The organism is Amycolatopsis sp. PS_44_ISF1, assembly GCF_032335455.1.
Taxonomy (GTDB): Bacteria; Actinomycetota; Actinomycetes; order Mycobacteriales; family Pseudonocardiaceae; genus Amycolatopsis.
In genome coordinates this window covers 1-16,075 of sequence record NZ_JANUXO010000008.1, presented here as the reverse complement: position 1 = coordinate 16,075, position 16,075 = coordinate 1, and the positions used below count along the sequence as shown (strand labels likewise).

18 protein-coding genes are annotated in these 16,075 nt (G+C 70.5%); 6 read left to right on the top strand and 12 right to left on the bottom strand.

Annotation, left to right across the window (positions count from 1 at the left end):
• Positions 1 to 1,345 precede the first annotated feature (1,345 nt).
• Entirely contained in the window at positions 1,346 to 2,740 is a 1,395-nt protein-coding gene (locus tag NYF13_RS35930) for an FAD-linked oxidase C-terminal domain-containing protein (RefSeq protein WP_315654965.1), read from the top strand.
• Between the two features lie 61 nt (positions 2,741 to 2,801).
• Here NYF13_RS35930 and NYF13_RS35925 read toward each other — a convergent pair whose 3' ends face one another.
• From NYF13_RS35925 to NYF13_RS35875, 11 genes are all read right to left on the bottom strand, one after another.
• Entirely contained in the window at positions 2,802 to 3,515 is a 714-nt protein-coding gene (locus tag NYF13_RS35925; protein WP_315654967.1) for a VTT domain-containing protein, read from the bottom strand.
• A 237-nt stretch (positions 3,516 to 3,752) separates the two neighbouring features.
• Positions 3,753 to 4,373: a hypothetical protein gene (locus NYF13_RS35920; protein ID WP_315654970.1), complete on the bottom strand. Its 621-nt coding sequence runs from the start codon at positions 4,371 to 4,373 to the stop codon at positions 3,753 to 3,755.
• 714 nt (positions 4,374 to 5,087) lie between these two features.
• Entirely contained in the window at positions 5,088 to 5,987 is a 900-nt protein-coding gene (locus NYF13_RS35915) for a hypothetical protein (RefSeq protein WP_315661938.1), read from the bottom strand.
• A 310-nt stretch (positions 5,988 to 6,297) separates the two neighbouring features.
• Complete coding sequence (locus NYF13_RS35910) at positions 6,298 to 6,519, bottom strand: hypothetical protein (protein ID WP_315661937.1); 222 nt, start codon at positions 6,517 to 6,519, stop codon at positions 6,298 to 6,300.
• 295 nt (positions 6,520 to 6,814) lie between these two features.
• The gene (locus NYF13_RS35905) at positions 6,815 to 7,204 is read right to left on the bottom strand and encodes a hypothetical protein (protein ID WP_315661936.1); all 390 of its coding nucleotides are present in this window, start codon (positions 7,202 to 7,204) and stop codon (positions 6,815 to 6,817) included.
• Entirely contained in the window at positions 7,201 to 7,503 is a 303-nt protein-coding gene (locus NYF13_RS35900) for a hypothetical protein (protein WP_315661935.1), read from the bottom strand. The genes NYF13_RS35905 and NYF13_RS35900 overlap by 4 nt, the downstream gene beginning before the upstream one ends.
• A complete protein-coding gene (locus NYF13_RS35895) occupies positions 7,500 to 7,649 on the bottom strand; it encodes a hypothetical protein (RefSeq protein ID WP_315661934.1) in 150 nt (49 codons plus the stop codon). The genes NYF13_RS35900 and NYF13_RS35895 overlap by 4 nt, the downstream gene beginning before the upstream one ends.
• A 65-nt stretch (positions 7,650 to 7,714) precedes the next feature.
• Positions 7,715 to 8,623: a hypothetical protein gene (locus NYF13_RS35890; RefSeq protein ID WP_315661933.1), complete on the bottom strand. Its 909-nt coding sequence runs from the start codon at positions 8,621 to 8,623 to the stop codon at positions 7,715 to 7,717.
• A 447-nt stretch (positions 8,624 to 9,070) separates the two neighbouring features.
• Positions 9,071 to 9,244: a hypothetical protein gene (locus NYF13_RS35885; RefSeq protein WP_315661932.1), complete on the bottom strand. Its 174-nt coding sequence runs from the start codon at positions 9,242 to 9,244 to the stop codon at positions 9,071 to 9,073.
• On the bottom strand, positions 9,241 to 9,543 hold the full coding sequence (locus NYF13_RS35880; RefSeq protein ID WP_315661931.1) for a hypothetical protein: 303 nt from the start codon (positions 9,541 to 9,543) through the stop codon (positions 9,241 to 9,243). The genes NYF13_RS35885 and NYF13_RS35880 overlap by 4 nt, the downstream gene beginning before the upstream one ends.
• 109 nt (positions 9,544 to 9,652) lie before the next feature.
• Positions 9,653 to 10,180 (bottom strand): DNA polymerase, encoded by a 528-nt coding sequence (locus NYF13_RS35875; protein ID WP_315662581.1) that lies wholly within the window; start codon positions 10,178 to 10,180, stop codon positions 9,653 to 9,655.
• A gap of 33 nt (positions 10,181 to 10,213) precedes the next feature.
• On the opposite strand from NYF13_RS35875, the gene NYF13_RS35870 reads away from it, so the two are divergent.
• From NYF13_RS35870 to NYF13_RS35850, 5 genes are all read left to right on the top strand, one after another.
• Positions 10,214 to 10,942, top strand: coding sequence for an aldehyde dehydrogenase family protein (locus tag NYF13_RS35870; RefSeq protein ID WP_315662579.1), 729 nt, complete (start codon positions 10,214 to 10,216; stop codon positions 10,940 to 10,942).
• Positions 10,943 to 10,946: 4 nt separating this feature from the next.
• Complete coding sequence (locus NYF13_RS35865; RefSeq protein WP_315658798.1) at positions 10,947 to 12,086, top strand: acyl-CoA dehydrogenase family protein; 1,140 nt, start codon at positions 10,947 to 10,949, stop codon at positions 12,084 to 12,086.
• A gap of 64 nt (positions 12,087 to 12,150) precedes the next feature.
• Positions 12,151 to 13,185, top strand: a complete 1,035-nt coding sequence (locus NYF13_RS35860; RefSeq protein WP_315658799.1) for an enoyl-CoA hydratase/isomerase family protein — start codon at positions 12,151 to 12,153, stop codon at positions 13,183 to 13,185.
• On the top strand, positions 13,182 to 14,054 hold the full coding sequence (gene mmsB / locus NYF13_RS35855) for a 3-hydroxyisobutyrate dehydrogenase (protein ID WP_315658800.1): 873 nt from the start codon (positions 13,182 to 13,184) through the stop codon (positions 14,052 to 14,054). The genes NYF13_RS35860 and mmsB overlap by 4 nt, the downstream gene beginning before the upstream one ends.
• A gap of 23 nt (positions 14,055 to 14,077) precedes the next feature.
• Positions 14,078 to 15,103 carry a DUF2891 domain-containing protein gene (locus tag NYF13_RS35850; RefSeq protein ID WP_315658801.1) on the top strand — a complete coding sequence of 342 codons (1,026 nt, stop codon included), beginning with the start codon at positions 14,078 to 14,080 and terminating at the stop codon, positions 15,101 to 15,103.
• A 102-nt stretch (positions 15,104 to 15,205) separates the two neighbouring features.
• On the opposite strand, the gene NYF13_RS35845 is transcribed toward NYF13_RS35850, so the two are convergent.
• On the bottom strand, positions 15,206 to 16,075 hold an 870-nt coding region (locus tag NYF13_RS35845; RefSeq protein WP_315662578.1), incomplete at its 5' end, for a hypothetical protein.

Sequence of the window (16,075 nt, the reverse complement as noted above, 5' to 3'; positions counted from 1 at the left end):
CCGCCGCCTCCGCCGCCCGACTCGCCTCCGCCCGGTTCGCTCCCTCCGCTCCGCTCGCCGCGACTCAGCTCCGCCCGGTTCGCCCCCGCCTGCCTCGACTCAGCTTCGCCCGGTTCGCCCCCGCCTTCGCCTGCCCGCCTCGGTTCCGCCCGGTTCGACCCCCGCCTCCGCCCGCCCCAACTCAGTTCCACCCGGTCCGACCCTCCGGCGCCGCCCGCCGCGACTCAACCCGCCCGGTCCGACCCTCCAGCTCCGCTCGCCCCGACTCAGCTCCGCCCACCCCGACTCAGCTTCGCCCGGTTCGACCCCCCGGCCTCCGCCCGCCCCGACTCAGCCCCGCCCGGTCCGACCTACCTGCACGCCGCTCGTTGCGACCCGGTTTCGCCCGGTTTCACCTCCCGGCGCCGCCCGCCGCGACTTGGTTCGGCTTGGGTCCGCCCATCGGCGTTCTTCGCCGCAACCCGGTTTCGCTCGGCTCCGCCCGTCGGTGCCGCTTGCCGTGACCCGGTTTCGCTCAGTCGACCTACTAGCGCCGCTCGCTGCGACCCGGTGTCGTTCGGTTGTGCCTAACCGGCGTCGCTCGCTGCGACTCAGCTTCGCCCGGTCCGACCTACCAGCGCGCCGATCGCGGCGATCCAGTTTCGACCCCCCGGCGTTGCTTGCCGCGACTCGGCTTCGTTCGGTTCGATCTGCCAGCGCTGCTCGCTGCGACCCAGTTGCGCCTACCGGCGCTTTCGCCGCAACCCGGTTTGCTCGGTTTCCCCTTCGGTGCTGCTTACCGCGGCGTGGTGTCGTTTGATTCCACCCTCCGGCGCCGCTTGCTGTGGCCCGGTTTCGCTCGGTTCCATCCGGCCGGGCACCGGGTCACCCGGCGCCCGGCCGGTCGTTCGACTACCGGCGCAGCTACCCGGCCCGCATCAGGCTGCCGAACTGTTCGGCGCCACCCGGGGCCTGGTCCGGCCGCCCGGCGTTGACCTGGCGGCCGGTGCAGTGGCCCGGTGCCGGTTCAGCGGCCTGGCCTCGGCCTAACTGCGGCCGAAGTCGCCAGGTGTACGTCTGGCCGCTCGGCCCCGCTCTGCTCTCTGAAGCAGCCCAGTGCTGGTCCGGTCGCCGGGGCAGTCAAGTCGTCGAGGCGGGCCAGTGCCAGGTGGCGGCCAGCCTTGTCGCAGCGTTCCGCATCGACGGTCGGTGTTTCTGCGCTCGTAGTGATGCCAGTCCGCAGCCGACGCGGGCCGAGTCGTGTTGGTGGTCGGTGCGGCGACAGAGCGTGGCCGCGCACGGCCATCCTGCTTAATTGGAAGAAAAATTCCGCACTGTGGAGATCTCATCACTTACCATGGTCCGCATGAGCAATGAGGCCCTGGTCCAGCGACTCCGTGACGAGCTCGGTAACGGCGCCGTGCTCACCGATGCCGACGTCACCGCCGGGTACGCGCGGGACATGATGCCGCTGGCGCCCGTCGGGAATCCGTTGGCCGTTGTGCTGCCCGTGGACACCGCGGGGGTGCAGGCTGCGGTCAAGGCGTGCGCCGACGCGGAGGTTCCCATCGTGCCGCGGGGGGCCGGGAGCGGGCTGTCCGGCGCGGCCAACGCGATCGACGGTTGCGTGGTGCTCGTGCTGACCAAGCTCAACGAGATCGTCGAGATCGACGCGGGCAATCGGCTCGCCGTGGTGCAGCCGGGGGTGATCAACCTGGACTTCCGCAACGCCGTGGAGAAGCACGGCCTGTTCTACCCGCCGGACCCGTCGAGCTACGACTGGTGCACCATCGGCGGCAACCTCTCCACCAACGCCGGTGGGCTGTGCTGCGTCAAGTACGGCGTCACCACCGACTCCGTGCTCGGGCTGGAAGTGGTGCTGGCCGACGGTTCGCTGCTCAAGACCGGCCGCCGCACGGTGAAGGGCGTCGCGGGGTACGACCTGGCGAAGCTGTTCGTCGGCAGCGAAGGCACGCTCGGCGTGATCACCCAGGCGACCGTCGCGCTCAAGCCGTTGCCGCAGGCGCCGTCGACGTTCGTGGCCGGGTTCAGCAGCACCGAGGCGGCGGGTGAGGCCGTCGCGCGGGTGGTCCGCGAGGGGCTGGTGCCCTCGCTGCTGGAGATCATGGACGCGGTGTCGATCAAGGCGTCGGAGACCTACCTGAAGACCGACCTCGGCGCCGGTTCCGACTGCCGGGCCCTGCTGCTCGCCCAGTCCGACGCCGGTGGTGAGGCCGGCCGCCGCGAACTCGCCACGCTGGAGCAGATCTGCACCGACTGCGGCGCCGACCTCGCGTACGCCACCGAAGACCTCGAAGAAGGCAAGATGCTACTTCAGGCGCGAAGGGTGGTGCTCACCGCGCTGGAGACGTACGGGATCTGGCTGACCGACGACGTTTGCGTGCCGCGCACCCGCATCGCGGACCTGATCCACGGTTGTGAGCAGGTCAGCGCGAAGGTGGGTCTGAAGATCGCCGTCGTCGGACACGCGGGGGACGGCAACATGCACCCCACGATCGTCTACGCGCCCGAGTCCCCGGAAGAGTTCGCGCGCGCCCAGCAGGCGTTCGACGAGATCCTGGAGATCGGCCTCGCGCTGGGCGGCACCGTCACCGGCGAGCACGGCGTCGGCAAGATCAAGCGCGACTGGCTCGTGCGCGAGATCGGCCCGGTCGGCCTGCGGGTGCACCGGCAGATCAAGCAGGCGCTGGACCCGGGGAACCTGTTCAACCCGGGCTCGATGTTCTCGATGCAGGACTGAAACGGCGAACGACGCCGGTCTCCGCGGAGGGAGGCCGGCGCCGTTTCGACGAATTCGGCGGTCAGTCGCGCACGCGCGGGATGCGCTGCGTGACCTCGGCCGGCGACTCGGCCATCGCCGCCCCGTGCGCCTTCTTCTCCCGGCGGCTCTTCAGGTACTCCAGACCGATCGGGACCACCGACACGAGCACGATCACCACGAAGATGGCATCGACGTTGTCGCGGATGAAGCCGATGTTGCCCAGTAGCGAGCCCAGCACGGTGATGCCCGCTGCCCACAGGATGCCGCCCAGCACCGTGTAGGTGAAGTAGCGCTTCGGGTCCATCCGGCCGATGCCGGCGATCCAGGTGATGAACGTCCGCACGAACGGCACGAACCGGGCCAGCACCACGGCCTTGGGCCCGTGCTTGTCGAGGAACGCGTGCGTCTTGTCGACGTACTCGCGCTTGAAGAACTTCGAATCGGGCCGGTTGAACAGCTTCGGCCCGGCGAAGTAGCCGAGGTAGTACCCGCCGACGTTGCCGAGCAGCGCCGCGACCGTCACCAGGACGCAGACCAGCCACAACGGCGCCTTCAGCGTGTCGTTGGCGATGAACAGGCCCGCGGTGAACAGCAGCGAATCACCCGGCAGGACCGGGAAGATGCTGCTCTCGATGAAGATGATCAGGCAGAGCACGGCGATGACCGGTGTGGTGAGCCCGGTCAGCAGGTGCTGCGGGTCCAGCCACGACGGCAGGAGGGACATGGTCGTCACTGTGCTCTGGGCGAGAATCACACCGAAAACGGTACAGGGTGACGCTGTGTGCCTTCACCGGGCAAGGAACCGCAGGTCACGCGAGGCGGGAACGAACCAGCCGCAAGATGCCCCGGACCGGTGGAAACGGGCGTTCCGGACGCTTGTGCGACGGCCGGCCTCACAACGGTGGGGCCGGAGTGGCTAGTGCGACGAAGGTCGGCCGCGCGCCCTTGCACCCGGGCCGGGGATCTGGGATGGGGGTGCGACTGCTGGGGATCAGATCAGCGTGAGGAGCCCGATCACCGAGCCCGCGGCCAGGCCGAGGAGCAGGGCGAGCAGCAAGACCCAGTGGACGGGCAGCGGGGCGCTGCCCGGGGTTTGGTGGATCGTCGCGGCGGCGGGTGAAGGCTGCGGGGTGCTTGCGGGGTGTCCGGGGCCTGGGTGACTGCCGGGGTGGGGGGCGAAGCCGCTGCCGCCGCCGTAGCCGCTGGGGGCGCCGGAACCGGCGAAGCCGCCTGAGCTGCTGGAACCGCCGGGGCCGCTGAGGCTGCCGGAGTCGCCGAAACCTCCAGAGCCGCCAGAGCCACTGAAGCCGCCGGGGCCGCTGAAGTTGCCCGAGCCGCCGAAGCTGCCCGGGCTGCTGGAGCCGCCTGGGCCGCTGAAACTGCCAGAACCGCTGGGGCTGCCAGAACCGCCGAAGCTGCCGGTGCCGGTGTTGCCGGGGGAATAGTTGCCCGCACCTTCGACGGCGGGGTAGCTGCTGGAGGACGGGCCGGTTCCGGTGGCCTGGTCCAAGGCGGCCCGTTCGCGTTCCAGGGAGTCCGCGCCGGCCCCGGAGAGCAAGCCGTAGCGGGGTGGAAGTTCCGCGGTCGGGCCGGTGGTGCCGACCGTGCCCACCGAGCCGCTCGGTCCGGGTGCGTCGGTGGAGCCGGAGCCGCCCGCGTCCGATGAACTGCCGGTGTCAGCCGAACTGCCGGTGCCGGGCGAACTGCTGGTGCCAGTTGAACCGCCGGTGCCGGGCGAACCGCCAGGCCCCAGTGGGGGGTGTGTGGGGGGGGGGGCTGTGGGGGGCTGGGGGGGGGCGGGCGGGGGGTTAGGGGCCATAGAAGGGGGGGGGGGGGGGGACTAGTTTGAACTTCTGCCTGCAACGGGTCCTCCCTAACGCCACGGGGTCGCCCGAAACGCAACCAGCGGCGTCTCGCCTTTGAGTCTTAAGCCCGCCGCCCAGCCCAGTGTGTCATTTTGGCTGAGCCCGCCCGCTGCGGCACCATCTGGTTCTCTCCAGAGGGCGCTCCTTGCGTCCGTGGACCCTGGGGTGCCGCATTGGGAACACCCTCGGCCCTGTTGTACGCTCGACCTGTGTAGTATGTACGTCCGACCTCGTTCTCGTCCCCTCGATCTTGGTGACCTGCTCGATGACGGTGACGACGTCGCCGGCGACCAGCTCGGTTGCGTAGGGCTTGTCGGCCAGGACGCGGACCTTGTCGCCGGGGCGGTACTCGGGGTTGGCGGTGGCGCTCATGGTGCTCCTTCGGAGGTGTGTAAACGCAGAAGAGGCCCGGCCGCCGGGACACAGGGTCTCCGGCGGCCGGGCCTCGGTTCAGGGATGGATCAGCGGGCGGTGTGGACGAGCTTCGCCGCGCGGAGGTACGCGATGAGCTTGTCGACCTGCTCTTCGGTGAGGTACTCGCGAGAACCGCGAACCTCCATCATGATCACGTCCGAGTCCGGATGGAGGTCCGGGCCTACGTCCAGGCTGTTGATGTGCAGCGTCTCGGAGGTCACGCGCCGGGCCTCATCGAGGGTCATGTCCGGTGCCGTCTGGACGCGGTGCGTGCTCGGTGCGGCCAGCGCGCCGAGGTCGACGCGTCCTCCCTTCGCGTGCTCGCCGAGGATGAACTCACCGAGTCCGATGAGGGTGTCGAGCGTCGCGTCCTCGCCGAGAAGCGCATGGGCCGCGTGGGCGGCCTGGAGGCGTTTGGGGTCGATCAGGGCGTCCACGGGCTTCGGCCTGCTCTCCGCGGTCGGCTCGTCAGCGTGGGTCATCGGTAGGGACCCGGCGACCCGCTCCACCGTGGTCGCCCGGACGAGCGCGGCGCCGACGCGCACCCGGTGGAATCCCGGCCGGATGCCGTTCGCCGGCACGGCCTCTTCGACCGTGCCGGTCTGTCCGATCTTCAGGCGGCTGCCCGAGGAGTCCGAGGGCAGGACTTCGACAACGCGGACTCGATCACCGACGCTGACCCGGCCGGGCTGGGTGAGCGTAGGGAGCTCCGCCTGGAAGCGCCCAGTCTTCAGGGTGTCCCGCTCGATGCGGGTGGCGCGGATGGTGCAGGTGGTGCGGGAGCCATCCCAGGCGTTGACCTCGACGAGGTAGGCAGGCTTCCCGCTCGCGTCGTTGGTGGAGCCGACAGTGCCACGGAACCGGCCCTTCTTTCCGACGTAGATGTGGCTGTGGATCGCTTCGACCTCGCGGACGATGACCGGGTCGTTGCGGCGGAACGTGGTCATGTGGACGCTCCTCGGTAGGGAGTTTCTCTGTCGGAGATGGACTTCTGCGCACGCGATATGACTTGCTCACCAGAGAACGGAAAGGCCCCGCTGCCCAGGGCGCGGGCGGCGGGGCCGGGGAGGAGCAGGTGCTACCGCTGCTCGCGGACGGCGTCGAGGAAGCCGTCAAGTGCGGCGGTTCCGGCGAACACGGCCAGCGCGGCCAGCGCCCAGGGCCACGACCACGCGATGACGGCGACGCCCATGAGTAGGACGAGGCCGCCGCAACCGATCAGGCGAAGGACGCGGGTGCGCCCAGGTTCCTTCTGGTTCACGGGGTTCCTCCCGAGGTGAGGTAGTCGAGGGCTTCGCCGAGTTCGGCGATGAGCGTGCGGACGGTGGCGGGGTCGGCGGTGCGGACGGCGTTGGTCGTGCGCACCGAGAGCGAACGGATCGCGACGACGCGTCCGCCGGCGCCGTCGTGGCCGAGGAGGACGTCCAGTGAGCCGCCCATGCTTCCGGCGAGGGAGCGCCGGGCGTGGCGGACGCTCATGTCGCGCCGGCCGCGTGAGCCCGGGGGCGGTCTCGGTGGGGCTCGGTGAGGGCGTCAGAGAGGTTGGAAGGCAGCATTCGAGGGCGTTGCTCCAGGTTGCCGGTGTTCGGGGGGCGGCCGTCAAGGGCCTCTTGACGCCGAAGGGCCTCCGCCCAAGGCGCTGGGCGCCGAGGGCGGAGGCCGGGGTCGGGCGGCTCTCAGCCGCGCTTGTCGTTCTTCCCAATCAGGTGACCGAGGAGGAAGCCGCCGAGGAGGGCAAGACCCAGCCAGGCCAGGAAGAACCAGGCCAGGAAGCTCACTCGGCGACCTCACATCCGCGCGGGTAGCCGGTCCGTTGCCAGCGGGCGAGCCGGGCGACGACGGCGTCCAGGTCGGCGAGGATCTCCTGGTCCTCGGCGTCGATGAGGCCGTAGCGTCGGGCCGTCTTGGCCGTGAGGAGCGCCCGCGCATGGACGGCGCGGGCGTCCGTGAGTAGCCCGCTGGAGCGCATCCCGACCGGGAGGGTGTGCTCCAATTCGAGCTGCCGGACCGCGGACTCGGCGTCCTCGCGCCGGGCGTTGCGCCCGTAACAGCGCTCGATCTCGTCCACGATCATGAACGGCCGGACCCGGTGCTCGTCGGGACCGAAGTGGTAGCGGTTACCCGGGTTCGCCGGTGTGTCGACGACGCGGAAGGTCTTGGTCACGTGCGTCCGATTTCCTCGATCAGCGCGAGGGCCGCGGTGGCGGCCTCCTCGGCTGCCTCGCGGGTCTTGTAGCCGCCGTCGAAGTAGCAGGACAGGTTCTCGGCGCGGAGGGCCTTGTCGAACGCCTCGCGAAGTCGGGCGGCGAGATCTTCGCGTCCGGCCGTGGACCTGATCGCGAGGCCCTCGGCCGCGAGCTGCTTGACGACGTCCTCGGCTCGGCGGAGAAACGGTGTCGTTGCGCCGTGGCCCTCCAGCGCGTAGGCCACGGTCGAGAGGACGCGGAGGTCCGTGGCGGTCATCGCCGGGTCCCGGGGCGGGCCGGGAGGCCGGTGACGACCTCCCTGGCGAGTTCGGCGAGGCGGGTCTCCATCTCGTCCAGCTCGTCGAAGTCGAGGGGCCACGTGTCGGTCAGGTCGTCGGCGGAAAGCGTTGAAACGGGGGACATGTCGGGCTCCTGCTCGGTCTTTTTCTTGGGCTGATCGGGAGTTCTGCGGGTCGGGCGGGAGTTGCTCAGTCGCTTTCCGCGGCGAGGGATTCCAGAGCGGAGCGCATGGTGGCGAGGGCCTCGCGCTTGTAGCGGTTGCAGCTCGACAGGGCGAGGCCCATGCACTGGGCCACTTCGCGGTCGCTCATGACGAGGTCGTCGACGTCGGTGCGGAAGCCAGCGCGGGACCGGAGATTCTCGGTGGTGAGGTCGTCGAAGCCGTAGCGGAGGCGGAGGATCTGGGCCTCCCGCTCGGCGACCTTGGTAAAGGCCCAGCGGACGAGGTCGCGGTTCGCCAGGTCCTCCTCGAACGCGGCCATGTGATCGATGAGGATGCGCTCGTGTTCGTTCCAGTCCCCGGCGGCGCCCGCATCGCTGTCGCCCGGCGCGATGTCGAGGGAGATGAGCATTCCGTAGGCCCGGTGGACGGCGAGGAACGTGGACGGGTCGAAGCCGTTCGGGGTGGTGCGGCATTCCTCGTAGGCGGCGCGGACGTCGCCCGCGTGCTTCTGGACGAGGCGGAGGTAGCGGGCGGCCACGTTCTCCTTGATCGCAACGACTCCGCGAGTGCGGGTCTTGTCGGACAGCTCGAAGCGCAGCATGGTCCGGATGTCGCGGGAGAAGGGGAGTTCGGAGTTGAGGTCGTACTCGCGGATGGCCTTCATGAAGCGCTCAAGGCAGATGGCTTCGGCCTCGTCGTAGCCGAGGGTCGGGGCCGTGCGGGCCATCGAGCGGATGAGCGGGGTGAAGCTGACGACGAGCTGGGTGAGAGCGGTTTCGGAGGCGGCGGTCTTGCCGAAGGTGACGGTCTCTTCGCCGGTCTCCGGGTTGGTGGTCACCGTGCAGGGGACGTCCTGTGCGGCGGCGATGAGGGCACACTGCTCCTCGTGCGACAGAAAACTCTCGGTGGCGAGGATATTGGTGTAGTCGCGCACGAAAAAAACTCCTTGAATTGGTAAAGTTGCAGAAAGTGACAATTGAGGGCACGGGTATGCCCGGGTTTGCGCGGACGCGCGCTCCGAAGACGGACGTGGCGTGACGTCTGCACGTCCGAGAGCTAGGACGGAAGTCCTTGTGTGGAGCCGTTTCGGGCGCGGGGAAGGCGCCGGACGGTACGGCTGTCAGGAAGGGGAGGGCTTAGCCGAGGAGAGGAGCCTGCTTTCGGGGTGTTCGGTGCCGGAGTTCAGTCGCAAGGGCTCGTCCGACGCTCTCACCGAGAGTTCTCGGTGGAAAGAACGTAACAGGCTCCCCGGGCCTGATCAACACCAGGGGGAAACTACTCAGATTCGTGATATCTACTTGTAAGTAGCAAAAGACCCCCGCGCTCCATAGTGGAGTGCGGGGGTCGTGGGTGGGCGCGGGTGCTCTCGGTGGAGCCTCCGTCAGCCGGCGGTGGAGAGTGTCAGGTCGTCCGTCTCGTGTGGGTCGAGCTCGTGGCGCTCGTCCTGGGGAATGTCCCAGTTCATCGCAGCAACCGCGGTGCGGGCCTCGGCGAGCAAGCGCGCGTGCAGGACCCGGCCGCCGAGTTCGACAGCCGAGGGGACGGAGCTGGTCACTGTGTTCCTTCCTGGCCCTCCCACCGGTTCACGGCGGAGTGGAGCGCGGGGATGTGCGGTTCGAGGATGGCCCGTGCCTTGAGAAGCGCCAGGCGCGTCGAACGGATCTCGTCCGACAACGCAAGCCGACGGGGGTCGAGCACGGTGTCCAAAGTGGGATTGGAGACGCCATTCGACGCGGGCACCTTGGATGCACGAGTTCCAGGCGGCGCCTCGTACTGAGCGTCGATTGCAGGAGACAACACACCCCCCAGGCGCGTCATGGTGTCGATGAGCTGCTTGAAGCTTTCCTTTACCATACTCAACTGATCTTTTACCTTTCAACTTTGTTCATCGCCCGTTGGGCGCATTCCGTAACCTGCGAACGTATGTTCGAAAAGTGGGATGGGTCACATGGCCGAACCCTTGTCAGGAAGCGTCAAGCAGGGCCTTTTCCTCCTCGGGCATGTAGCCCGCACCCCAGCTCCGGCCGTATACCTCGGGCTCCGACGCAATCGGGATCTCACGGAGCGTGGTCTCCATGAGGCGGCCGATCTCGCGGATGACCTCCTCCGCGTCCTCCGCCGGGGCCTGGCAGACCAGCTCGTCGTGAACCGGGAGGAGCACGTGATGGCTCAGGCCGGCGTCGTCGATCCGGCAGAGCGCACGGGCGAGAACGTCCCGCGCGGTGCTCTGGACCACGTAGTTCGTCGCCGCGTAGGCGCGGTCGCGGTCGAGCGGCAGGCGGCGACCGATCGGCGTGTAAACGGCCCCGCCCTTGTACGCGGCCTGGCGCTGGAGCGTGCGGCCGAAGCGCGGGATCTCCGGGTAGACCTCGTCGTAGCCGTCGGCCGCGGCCTTGACCGGCTCGTAGGGCAAGCCCGCCTGCTTGGCCAGCCCGGTAGGGCCGCCGCCGAAGACCTTGCCGAAGCCGATGATCTTCATCAGGCCGCGCATCTTCGTTTTTTCCCCGTCTTTGGCCCGCGCCGTTTGTGCCACGCCGATCTCGACGGGGTGGTCGAAGCCCTGGCCGGCGCCGGTTACGGTTCGGCCGGCGAGCGGTGCATGGCCATCTCGGTCGCCGTCCCGGTCGGCCGGGCCACGGCCGACGCGCTGGTCGAACGGCTGGCCGCGCGGGTGCGGACGCTCAAGGTCGGCGCCGCGCTGGACGAGACCGCGGACTTCGGCCCGCTGATCACCGCCGCGGCCGTGCAGCGGGTCCGCGAGTACGTGGAGATCGGCCTGGCCGAGGGCGCGGAGCTGGTGGTGGACGGCCGGGAGGTGACCGTGCCCGGGCACGAGAACGGCTTCTACCTCGGCGGCTGCCTGTTCGACCGGGTCACCCCGGACCTGCGGATCTACCGCGAGGAGATCTTCGGCCCGGTGCTCTCGGTGGTCCGCGCGGACGACTACGAGCAGGCGCTGCGGCTGCCGAGCGAGCACGAGTACGGCAACGGCGTCTCGATCTTCACCCGCGACGGCGACACGGCCCGCGACTTCACCTCGCGGGTCGACACCGGCATGGTCGGGGTCAACGTGCCCATCCCGGTGCCGATCGCCCACCACACCTTCGGCGGCTGGAAGCGGTCCGGTTTCGGCGACCTCAACCAGCACGGCCCGGACTCGATCCGGTTCTACACCAAGACCAAGACCGTCACCTCGCGCTGGCCCTCCGGCGCCCGGGAAGGTGCCTCCTTCGTCATCCCGACGATGAGCTGAAGCCATGAGGATCACCGGCGAACAACGCGCCCTGCGCGAGACGGCGGCGGACTTCGCCGCCGAGCACCTGGCCCCGCACGCACTGGAGTGGGACCGGGCCAAGCACTTCCCGGTCGACGTGCTGCGCAAGGCCGCCGAACTCGGACTGGGCGGGCTGTACCTGCCCGAGGCGGTCGGCGGCTCGGAGCTCGGCCGGCTCGACGGCGTGCTGGTGTTCGAGGCGCTGGCCACCGGCTGCCCCTCGATCGCGGCCTACGTGTCGATCCACAACATGGTCGCCACGATGATCGACCGGTTCGGCGACCAGGAGCAACGCCGGCGCTACCTGCCGCGGATGTCCACCATGGAGCACCTGGGCAGCTACTGCCTGACCGAGCCGGGCGCCGGGTCCGACGCCGCCGCCCTGTCCACCCAGGCCCGCCGCGACGGCGAGTCCTACGTGCTCGACGGGGTCAAGCAGTTCATCTCGGGCGCCGGCACCTCGGAGGTCTACGTGGTGCTCGCCCGGACCGGCGGGCCGGGCGCCCGCGGCATCTCCGCCTTCGTCGTCGAGCGGGGCACGCCCGGGGTTTCCTTCGGCCCCGACGAGGTCAAGATGGGCTGGAACGCCCAGCCCACCCGGGCGGTCGTGTTCGACGGCGCCCGCGTGCCCGCTTCGGCCCGGCTCGGCGCCGAGGGCTCCGGGTTCGCCGTGGCCATGTCCGCTTTGGACGGTGGGCGGCTCAACATCGCGGCCTGCTCCCTCGGCGGCGGTGAAGCGGCGCTGGGCAAGGCCGTGCGGTACCTGTCCGAGCGGTCCGCGTTCGGAGCCAGGCTGTCGCAGTCCCAGGCCCTGCAGTTCCGGCTGGCCGACATGCGCACCGAGCTCGAAGCCGCGCGCACCCTGCTGTGGCGGGCCGCCGACGCCCTGGACCAGGGCGAGGACCGCGCGACCCAGCTTTCGGCCATGGCCAAGCGGTTCTGCACCGACACCGGGTTCGAAGTGGCCAACCAATCCCTGCAGCTGCACGGCGGTTACGGCTACCTCGCCGATTACGGGGTGGAGAAGATCGTCCGCGACCTGCGGGTGCACCAGATCCTCGAAGGAACCAACGAAATCATGCGGGTGATCATCTCGCGCCGGATGCTGGCGGAGGCGGTGTGAGCACACGATCGCGAAGCTCCGCTCGCACCGCCGACCGGGTATCCCGCAGAACACAGGAGGTGGCATGAGCGACGTCGAGTTCGTCGTCCACAGTGGAATAGGCCGGATCACGCTGAACCGGCCGCGGGCACTGAACGCGCTGACCCACGTCATGGTGACCGCGATCGCGGGCCACCTCGAGCGGTGGCGGGCCGACCCGGCCGTGCGCGTCGTGGTCGTCGAGGGCGCGGGCGAACGCGGGCTGTGCGCGGGCGGCGACATCCGCTCCATCTACGAGGACGCCAGATCCGGCGGCACCGCTTCGCTGGCCTTCTGGGCCGACGAGTACCGGCTGAACGCCGCCATCGCCCGGTACCCCAAGCCGTACCTGGCGATCATGGACGGCCTGGTGATGGGCGGCGGGGTCGGGGTGTCCGCGCACGGCAGCCACCGCGTGGTCACCGACCGCTCGCGGGTGGCGATGCCCGAGACCGGGATCGGGTTCGTGCCCGACGTCGGCGGCACCTACCTGCTCTCCCGCGCGCCCGGCGGCCTCGGCCTCCACGCCGGGCTCACCGGCGCGCAGCTGAGCGGCGCCGACGCCATCCACTGTGGACTCGCGGACCATTACGTGCTCGCGGACCGGCTGCCCGACCTGTTCGACGCGCTGGCCACCCACACCCCGGACGCGGCGCTGGCCCTGGTCGCCGATCCGCCACCGCCGAGCGCGCTGGCCGAAGCCCGCTCGTGGATCGACCACTGCTACGCCGCCGACACGGTCGAAGGGATCCTCGACCGGCTCCGTGACGCCGGCGGTCCGGCGATCGCCGCGGCGAAAGAGCTCGAGGGCAAGTCGCCCACCACGCTCAAGGTGACCCTGCGGGCGCTGCGGACCGCGGCGGCGCTGCCGGACCTGGAAGCCGCGCTCACCCGGGAGTACCGGGTCTCGCACCACGCGTTGACCACGGCCGAGCTGGTGGAGGGCATCCGCGCGCAGGTGATCGACAAGGACCGCGCGCCCCGGTGGTCGCCGCAGGCCCTGACCGAAGTCGGCGAGGACCTCGTCGACGCCTACTTCGCCCACCTCGGCGAGGACGAACTGACGGGAGTGGCCCGATGAGCACCGCCTTCCTCGGACTCGGGAACATGGGCGGCCCGATGGCCGCGAACCTGGTCAAGGCCGGCGAGGAGGTGACCGGCTACGATCCGTCGCCCGAGGCCCGCGCCGCCGCGTCCGCCGCCGGTGTGTCCGTTGTGGACAATGCTGTGGCGGCGGTCGCCGGGGCCGGCGTGGTGATCACCATGCTGCCCAGCGGAGGGCACGTGCTGGAGCTCTACCGGGAGCTGGTGCCCGCGGCCGGACCGGGCACGCTGTTCCTCGACTGCTCCACCATCGAGGTCGCCGACGCCCGGGCCGCCGCCGGCCTCGCCACCGGCCACGGACACCTGGCGCTGGACGCCCCGGTGTCGGGCGGGGTCGTCGGGGCGGGCGCAGCCACCTTGACCTTCATGGCCGGCGGCCCGGCGGAGGCGTTCGCCGCGGCCGAGCCGCACCTGAAGCACATGGGGGCCAAGCTGGTCCACTGTGGAGAGACCGGCGCCGGGCAGGCGGCGAAGATCTGCAACAACCTGATCCTCGGCGTGTCGATGATCGCGGTCAGCGAGGCGTTCGCGCTCGGCCGCGGCCTCGGGCTGACCGACCAGGCCCTGTTCGACGTCGCCTCCACCGCCTCCGGCCAGTGCTGGGCCCTGACCACCAACTGCCCGGTGCCCGGCCCCGTGCCCGCCAGCCCGGCCAACCGGGACTACCGCGGCGGTTTCGCCAGCGGCCTGATGCTCAAGGACCTGCGCCTGGCCCAGGCCGCCGCCCAGGCCGAAGGCGTGCGCACCGCACTGGGCGACCACGCCGAACGGCTGTACACCGAGTTCGTCGAACAGGACGGCCCAGGACGTGACTTCTCGGCGATCATCACCGGCATCACCGGCTGAGGCCATCGCTTGGCCTGCTCACCATGACCTCTCCACGCACACCCCGGCTGCTCGCCCGGGCCGGTGAGTTCAGCGCGGTCGCCCTCCGCGTCGTCCGGCAGGAGTTCCCGAACGACATCCGCAGCACCATGCGGTTCCCCGGCGACTTCCCGAACCGGCCCGCCGACCTGTACCCGGCGTTCTACGGTTGCCTCGACTGGCATTCCTGCGTGGAGATGCACTGGCTGCTGGTCCGGCTGCTGCGCACGGTGCCGGACGCGGTCCCCGCCGGTGAGATCCGGGCCGTGCTGGATCAGCACCTCAGTGGCGAAGCGCTGGAGGCGGAAGCGAAGACCTTCCGGACCACACCGTCGAGGGCGCGCCCCTACGCCTGGGGCTGGGCGCTGACCCTGCACCACGAGCTCGCGACCTGGGACGACCCCGACGCCCGCCGCTGGTCGGCGAACCTCGTGCCGCTGTCGGCAGCGGTCACCGACGCGTTCCTGAGCTGGCTGCCGAAACAGACCTACCCGGTGCGTTACGGCGCGCACAGCAACAGCGCGTTCGGGCTGTCCCGGGCACTGCCGTACGCCCGGGACAGCGCCGGCTCGGGCGCGCTGCTCGCAGCGATCGAGGACGCGGCCCGACGCTGGTTCAGCACGGACACGGACTATCCCGGCCGGTGGGAGCCCTCCGGCGCCGACTTCCTCTCCCCCGCCCTCGCCGAAGCCGAGCTCCAGGCCGCCCTGCTGCCGCCCGGGCGGTTCCGGAGCTGGCTGGACCGCTTCCTGCCCGGCCTGGCCGGGGGCGAGCCCGCCACGCTGTTCGCCCCCGCCACCGTTTCCGACGACAGCGACGGCCAGCTCGCCCACCTGCGCGGGCTCAACCTCAGCCGGGCCTGGTGCTGGCTGCGCCTGGCCGACCACCTGCCGCAGGACGACCCGCGGGTCCCGCTGATGCGCGCGGCCGCCGAGCAGCACGCCGAGCCGGAGCTCGATCAGGTCAGTGGCGGTCATTACTCGGTCGAGCACTGGCTGGCCTGCTATGCGGTGCTGTACCTGACCGCCTGAGTCCGCGATCGCCCGGGCCGGAACCGGTACACCCGATGATCGTCGCGACGCCGTGGCCGGGCCGGCCGGGCCGATCTCCGGATCCAGCGGGGCCGGCCGGTGTCACCCCTCCACGGGTTCGCGCCCCCGGGAACCTGTGACTTCAAGCCGGGGCCCGGGCTCGGGCGGACGGCGGAAGTCCTGGACCGCGGCCCACACCGCCAGGAGCAGGCCGGCCAGCATCGCCGTGGACAGGATCCAGAAGTCGACCAGCACGGTGCCCGTGGTCATCCCGCCGGGGCCACCGCCGGGCGGGCGGAACCGCGGACCGGACGGCGCGCCACCCGGGTGGCCGGGCGGCTCGCCGCCGGGGGGACCGGGCCGGGACCCGCCGGGGAAACCGCCGCTTCGGCCGCCGGTGCCGCCCGGGCCGCCCCGCCGGCCGCCGCCGGGGAAACCGCCCTGGCGCGAGTTCAGCAGGTAGGGCGCGTAGGCGAAACCGGAGGCGAACTGCTCCAGGACCGGGAACGCCCACAACCGCTTCGGCAGGTAGAACGCGGCGATCACGCTCAGCGCGTCGGCCGGGTAGAAGTAGCGCTCGTGCATCGCGGGCAGGAAGTACGGGACCAGGGTCACCGAGATCGCGCTGACCAGCACGATCCGGGCCGGGGTCAGCTCCGCCCGGCGCACCACCACCGGGATCGCCAGTGCGAGCAGGATCAGCCCGGTGACCACGATCCCGCCGGTCCGCAGCACCGCGGAGCTGCCGGCCGAGCTGAGGTACTGGTAGACGTTCGGCGCGTTCAGGGTGAGCTGGTCGTAGGTGTCGGACTGGTCGAGGTAGACCTTCAGCAGCTCGCCGAAGTTCGCCCCGGCGATCAGCGCGGGCACGTCCAGCAGCAGGTAGACCGCCGGGATCAGCAGCAGCGCGGGCCACGGCACCCGCTTGCGCAGCACGAACAGCAGCAGCGCCGGGAAGAAGAACACCGCTTG

What these genes read in the sequence shown, in the direction of transcription:
- NYF13_RS35930 (WP_315654965.1), top strand. Translation starts at nt 1,346, where the DNA reads ATGAGCAATGAGGCCCTGGTCCAGCGACTCCGTGACGAGCTCGGTAAC.
- NYF13_RS35865 (WP_315658798.1), top strand. Translation starts at nt 10,947, where the DNA reads ATGAGGATCACCGGCGAACAACGCGCCCTGCGCGAGACGGCGGCGGAC.
- NYF13_RS35850 (WP_315658801.1), top strand. Translation starts at nt 14,078, where the DNA reads ATGACCTCTCCACGCACACCCCGGCTGCTCGCCCGGGCCGGTGAGTTC.
- NYF13_RS35880 (WP_315661931.1), bottom strand. Translation starts at nt 9,543, where the DNA reads ATGGTAAAGGAAAGCTTCAAGCAGCTCATCGACACCATGACGCGCCTG.
- NYF13_RS35895 (WP_315661934.1), bottom strand. Translation starts at nt 7,649, where the DNA reads ATGTCCCCCGTTTCAACGCTTTCCGCCGACGACCTGACCGACACGTGG.
- NYF13_RS35910 (WP_315661937.1), bottom strand. Translation starts at nt 6,519, where the DNA reads ATGAGCGTCCGCCACGCCCGGCGCTCCCTCGCCGGAAGCATGGGCGGC.
- NYF13_RS35915 (WP_315661938.1), bottom strand. Translation starts at nt 5,987, where the DNA reads ATGACCACGTTCCGCCGCAACGACCCGGTCATCGTCCGCGAGGTCGAA.
- NYF13_RS35900 (WP_315661935.1), bottom strand. Translation starts at nt 7,503, where the DNA reads ATGACCGCCACGGACCTCCGCGTCCTCTCGACCGTGGCCTACGCGCTG.
- NYF13_RS35875 (WP_315662581.1), bottom strand. Translation starts at nt 10,180, where the DNA reads ATGCGCGGCCTGATGAAGATCATCGGCTTCGGCAAGGTCTTCGGCGGC.
- mmsB (WP_315658800.1), top strand. Translation starts at nt 13,182, where the DNA reads ATGAGCACCGCCTTCCTCGGACTCGGGAACATGGGCGGCCCGATGGCC.
- NYF13_RS35860 (WP_315658799.1), top strand. Translation starts at nt 12,151, where the DNA reads ATGAGCGACGTCGAGTTCGTCGTCCACAGTGGAATAGGCCGGATCACG.